The organism is Bartonella sp. TT110JLCBS (assembly GCF_042193405.1).
Lineage (GTDB): Bacteria > Pseudomonadota > Alphaproteobacteria > Rhizobiales > Rhizobiaceae > Bartonella.
The window spans coordinates 1-4,973 of the sequence record NZ_JBHILT010000045.1 but is presented as its reverse complement, the minus strand read 5'-3'; the positions used below and the strand labels follow the sequence as shown (position 1 = coordinate 4,973).

General features: G+C 33.4%; 8 protein-coding genes. 6 read left to right on the top strand and 2 right to left on the bottom strand.

Annotated elements, in window-relative coordinates:
- The 4 genes from ACFILW_RS08815 to ACFILW_RS08800 all read left to right on the top strand — a co-directional run.
- Positions 1-600, top strand: a 600-nt coding sequence (locus ACFILW_RS08815) for a hypothetical protein (RefSeq protein ID WP_375685582.1), incomplete at its 5' end; no start/stop codon positions are given.
- 117 nt (positions 601-717) lie between these two features.
- Positions 718-867, top strand: coding sequence for a hypothetical protein (locus tag ACFILW_RS08810; RefSeq protein WP_375612426.1), 150 nt, complete (start codon positions 718-720; stop codon positions 865-867).
- 45 nt (positions 868-912) lie between these two features.
- Complete coding sequence (locus tag ACFILW_RS08805) at positions 913-1,368, top strand: TIR domain-containing protein (RefSeq protein ID WP_375685581.1); 456 nt, start codon at positions 913-915, stop codon at positions 1,366-1,368.
- A gap of 163 nt (positions 1,369-1,531) precedes the next feature.
- Positions 1,532-2,176 (top strand): recombinase family protein, encoded by a 645-nt coding sequence (locus ACFILW_RS08800; RefSeq protein ID WP_375612424.1) that lies wholly within the window; start codon positions 1,532-1,534, stop codon positions 2,174-2,176.
- A gap of 86 nt (positions 2,177-2,262) precedes the next feature.
- On the opposite strand, the gene ACFILW_RS08795 is transcribed toward ACFILW_RS08800, so the two are convergent.
- A complete protein-coding gene (locus tag ACFILW_RS08795; RefSeq protein WP_375618899.1) occupies positions 2,263-2,511 on the bottom strand; it encodes a hypothetical protein in 249 nt (82 codons plus the stop codon).
- Positions 2,512-2,630: 119 nt separating this feature from the next.
- Between ACFILW_RS08795 and ACFILW_RS08790 the strand changes: the two genes are divergently transcribed.
- The gene (locus ACFILW_RS08790; protein WP_375621837.1) at positions 2,631-3,311 is read left to right on the top strand and encodes an AAA family ATPase; all 681 of its coding nucleotides are present in this window, start codon (positions 2,631-2,633) and stop codon (positions 3,309-3,311) included.
- 3 nt (positions 3,312-3,314) lie between these two features.
- Positions 3,315-3,581, top strand: coding sequence for a hypothetical protein (locus tag ACFILW_RS08785; protein WP_375618900.1), 267 nt, complete (start codon positions 3,315-3,317; stop codon positions 3,579-3,581).
- A gap of 31 nt (positions 3,582-3,612) precedes the next feature.
- Here the strand turns inward: ACFILW_RS08785 and ACFILW_RS08780 are convergent, their stop codons facing one another.
- The gene (locus ACFILW_RS08780; RefSeq protein ID WP_375621836.1) at positions 3,613-3,969 is read right to left on the bottom strand and encodes a helix-turn-helix domain-containing protein; all 357 of its coding nucleotides are present in this window, start codon (positions 3,967-3,969) and stop codon (positions 3,613-3,615) included.
- Between the last annotated feature and the right edge of the window lie 1,004 nt (positions 3,970-4,973).

Genomic DNA, 4,973 nt, shown 5'->3' with positions numbered 1-4,973 from the left:
GATGTTACACTTTATCGCATTCGTGCATTAAGAGACTTTGGTGATGTCAAGGCTGGTGATCTTGGTGGTTTTATTGAAAAGGAAAGCAACTTATCTCATGATGGCAATTGCTGGGTTTACGATAAAGCACGCGTTTTTCAAAATGCAAGGGTTTATGAAAATGGTAAAGTGAAAAGCTTTTTTGTAGACGTTTATGGTGATGCACAAATTTATGGTAATGCTATTTTTGAAGGCATGGAAATAAATGATTATTGTGAGGTTTATGGCAACGCCCATATTCAAGACACTGTTGTAATTGAAGGTAATGCAAAAATTTATGATAACGCCTCTGTAAGTGATAATGCTTATATTTCTGATACATCTGTTATTTGTGGTGATGCTCATGTCGGGGGGTATGCCATTGTTGGTGATGGTGCTTATATTTGTGATCATTCCAGTGTCATTGATGATGCTGTTGTGTATGATGCTGTTGTATCTGGCTATTCTTGTATTCATAGCAATGCCTCTTTATCATTTGGTGATCAAATTCATGATGAGGCAATTCCAAGATTTGGTAGTGATGATGATTATTTTCGTGATGAGTATGAGGATGTTGCGTAAATAAAATAGCAGGTGCGGGGGCGCCTGCTTTCAGAGAGCAATGTAAAAACAAAGGTATTAAAATTTCCATTAAACTCAATAAAACATGGAACATAACTGAAATTATAGGTGTTGGAAATGCTCAATCATGATGATATCGAAAGTGTTGAATTTTGTTTTACTGTAAATGGTAAAAAAATAAAATTTGATAAAGAGACTAATGATAAATTAAAGGAAAATATAGATTGGGAGAAATTTTTATCGCAATTATTCGTTGATAAAGAATAATAAGCCCTCTGGGACAAATGCATGTATTTTATAGGGGATATAAAAATGCCAAAAATTTTTATTGTATATAATAATCATACTATTTTAGAACAAACTGAACGTATTCTTTTTAAGCTTGGATTGGAACCATACGTTCTGAAATTTGGTAGTGATGATTTAACTACTATTGAGGATTTTAAACAAGAAATTAGTATGCAAACTAATTCTCCAAAATTTGGTATTGTGTTACTTACTCCCGATGAGATTGGCTATGCAAAATCTGCTGATAAAAAAGACGCACAACCGCGCGCTAATAAAAATGTTATTTTTAAAATGGGTATGTTGTTTCCTATAATTTCTTGCAGAAATATTGCTATTTTAAAACAACGAGATGTTGAAGTGCCTTCAGATTATGAAGGGATTAATTACATTTCTTTTAATGGACACGTAAAAGAGGCTCTCCAAAAACTTATTGAAATATTCAAAACAGCCGGATTCAATTTAGATACACTTAACGACTGAATTTTTTTTGCATGAAGTATACGCACAGTGTCATTTGAAGCGTCATAAATTGCAATATCAGAAAAAACGATCATTTTTTATGAACGAAAATTGTATATTTAATTCCTATTTTTTCTATGCAATAATATATCAGTTTTAATCAAAAATAACCTTTTTACTGAAAATGCCAAAATTTTATGCTTATTTACGTGTTTCTCGTGATGGACAAGATACAGAAAATCAAAAATTTGGATTGTTAGAATATGCTAATAAAAATGGCTTTGCACCACTTCATATTGAGGAAGAAATTGCAAGTAGAGGAAAAGATTGGCGTAAGCGTAAACTTGGTGCTTTAATTGAAAAAGCGGAATGTGGTGATGTTTTACTCACACCGGAGTTTTCTCGTATAGCTGGTTCTTCTCTTGCTGTTTTAGAAATTCTCAAAGCAGCCAGTGAACGTGGTTTAATTGTGCATATAACGAAACAAAACCTTATCATGGATGGAAGTTTACAAAGCGATATCATTGCAAACGTATTGGGTATGGTATCGCAAATTGAACGGCATTTAATTCAAACACGCACAAAAGAAGCCTTAAATGTTGCTCGTCAACGAGGAATAAAACTTGGCCGGCCAAAAGGAAGCAAAGCTACGCAATTAAAGCTGGACAATCACATTGATGAAATTCAAGCATTTATAAATGTTGGTTTATCACAGAGCCGTATTGCTAAGACATTAGGAGTCAGTGTGAACACCTTGCGTTTATTTATTGAACGTAAAAACATCACGCTTACAAAAATAAAGCCTATCATTACCATGCCAAAAACATAAAGGTATATTTTAGTATAGTACTCTACCCTACGATATAATATCATAAGGTATAGTAAAATTAACTGATAAACTTCTCATAGAGGAAATTAATTTTTTCCTATATCCTCTTTCCAAAATTTTGTGCCATTGTCTATCATTAGAGCTAATTGTAGTGCAGCCTCTGGAACTTTACTTTTTATGATATCTCCTCTCTCTGTTTTAACTTCTGTAAATCCATCACGCTGTATTATATCGGGTTTGTTAAAACTATCTATTTTTTGATTAAAAGTTTCAAAAAAATTGCTAACGTTTTTAAAAACTTTATCGTTATGATTTTGAACGTATTTTTTTGGCATTTTTGCTCCTTATAAATTTTTGCTTCTTATAAAAGGTGTACTTTAATACTTTATTATACCTTATAGTATAATACTATACAATACCATACCATACCATATTCTATTTAGAGAGTAACTAAATGCCTGTCATATCCTTTGCTAATTCCAAGGGGGGGAGTGGAAAAACAACAGCTGCTTTGCTCCTTGCTTGTGAACTTGCACATGCTAAACCAGTTACAATTATAGATGCTGATCCTCGCCATCCTATTACCACTTGGTCTGAATTGCCGGGTAAACCAGATAATCTTACTGTCGTTACTAATGAATCTGAAAAAACTATTTTAGATGAAATAGAAATTGCATCTACTCGAGATCCATTCGTAATTGTTGATCTAGAAGGTACAGCATCACGCTTAACTAGTTATGCAATTAGTCAATCTGATTTTGTAATTGTTCCTATGAAGGAACAACAGCAAGACGCTATAGCAGCTATCGAAATTATAAAAGAAATTCACAGAGATATGAAAGCTGTACGGCGTCTTATCGCTTATTCTGTTTTGTTTACGCAATCTAAAGTTGTTGCAAAATCCAGAACTGCTCGTTTTGTATCATCTCAATTTAGAAAAAACCCAGAACTTGATGTTTTTGAAACAGAAATCAATGAACGTGATGCTTTTTCAGCAATCTTTGCAACTGGAGGTTCACATCGTAATCTCAATCCAAAGGAAGTTAATAATTTAGAAACTGCGATTGGCAATGTCGAAGCATTTGTTGCTGAAGTCATTACAAAGCTAAAAAAAGTTCAAGAGAAAGGAAATTAAAGAATGAGTACAGAAAGAAAACCATTAAATTTTTCAGAACTTGATGATTTTAAACCACGGCAAACTCAATCTTCTTTAAACATTATACAACGCAAAGAGGTAGATAAGGCAGCAACTTTCCCAAGTCGTGAACAGTCAGTTGAGATACAATTAAATATCAAAGCTAGCGTAAATATCATTAATCGTTTTAAATTGATGGCTAAACAAGAGCGATATCGCCATGGTGATTTTCTAGAAATATTAATGAATGCTTATAAACAGAGCGATTAGTTTGTACGCTATAATTTTAAAAGTATTCATTTTATTCAGAAAACAAACATAAAACTGCTTTCTGTTTTTTAGGATTAAGTTTTCTAAAACCTTTTAAAAGGAAATATTCTTCTTTACTGGAAATTTCTTCATCATAATGGTACGGAATATTTCTTTTTTGTGAAATATCGGTATAAAAAAAGGAGATATGAACATCTAGTATGTTAGCGATTTCCTGCAAACGTCCAGCTCCTACACGATTTGAGCCTTTTTCATATTTTTGGATTTGTTGGAAGCTTACTCCTAATTTGTTTCCTAACTCTGTCTGAGAAATTCCCATTGAAATGCGTTTATGACGAATTCTTTTGCCTACAGAAATATCATTAAAATGTGGAGTTTTCTTTTGCACTTTAAATTCCCCCCGACCGGGTGCGAGCGCCCTCGCATTGGTATTCCGGGAGTTAAAAGTACTGAAGTTTGAATCAGCTTTTTGCTTTTAGTGCTTAAAGCACCTGGACATAGCAAAAGCTCCCGGAATCCCGGGAAACCCACAGAGTGGGCTAATTTTTATGTTCAAACTTTAAGGCTTTTAATCCCTTATTAATCGCTGCGTATACGATTAAAACATTCGCTTACCAATAAAGTAATTTCAGGAGATTGGCAAATAAAAATAGTTTTTATTTATAAACTTTATTTTTTAATGAGAGGCTATCCGCCTCTCAAACTCTCCGGAACGCTCACCAAAATCATGACATCAGATCCGCGTTTAATGAGAGGACTAACAATCCTTGGTTCTTAGTGTCAAGGAAACCATTACATGGCGCCTAAAGGCGTCCTTGACAAAGAACCTAACGTCTTGTTTTGTCCCTCTCACGCGGCTCCGAAATCATGATTAGAAGGGAGAGCTTTTAGGGCAAATACTACAAAAGAAAGAGATAAAAATTATAAGCTATTTTATGAGATAAATATTTGAAAATATTATAAAAAATGGCAAAAAAAGACAAAAAATAGTTGACAATAAATGGGTATTTTGCTATATTAATACTTAAGTGATCAAAACACTAATCCTAAAGCGAATAGATTACGAAACAATCTTTCTTTGCTTTTCAAAAACTGACTGTCTTTGTATGTTTTAAAAACGTATAATGATTTTGTCGGGTGTAGTTATGTCATATAATACCCTTACGGGGAAAGCATAACAACAGACTTTAGGCTGTGTTTTGAGCACCCGACGCCTTTATAGGTGTCAATTCAAAACATTATTAACCTAAAGGAGTTCATTATGAACGCTATCTCCAAAAAATATGAATTTACAAATGAAACCAAACAAGTTGGTGATGTTACACTTTATCGCATTCGTGCATTAAGAGACTTTGGTGATGTCAAGGCTGGTGATCTTGGTGGTTTTATTGA

Bases quoted from the DNA above. Each gene is read 5' to 3' on its own strand.
- ACFILW_RS08790 (WP_375621837.1), top strand. From the start codon at position 2,631: ATGCCTGTCATATCCTTTGCTAATTCCAAGGGGGGGAGTGGAAAAACA.
- ACFILW_RS08805 (WP_375685581.1), top strand. From the start codon at position 913: ATGCCAAAAATTTTTATTGTATATAATAATCATACTATTTTAGAACAA.
- ACFILW_RS08795 (WP_375618899.1), bottom strand. From the start codon at position 2,511: ATGCCAAAAAAATACGTTCAAAATCATAACGATAAAGTTTTTAAAAAC.
- ACFILW_RS08800 (WP_375612424.1), top strand. From the start codon at position 1,532: ATGCCAAAATTTTATGCTTATTTACGTGTTTCTCGTGATGGACAAGAT.
- ACFILW_RS08785 (WP_375618900.1), top strand. From the start codon at position 3,315: ATGAGTACAGAAAGAAAACCATTAAATTTTTCAGAACTTGATGATTTT.
- ACFILW_RS08810 (WP_375612426.1), top strand. From the start codon at position 718: ATGCTCAATCATGATGATATCGAAAGTGTTGAATTTTGTTTTACTGTA.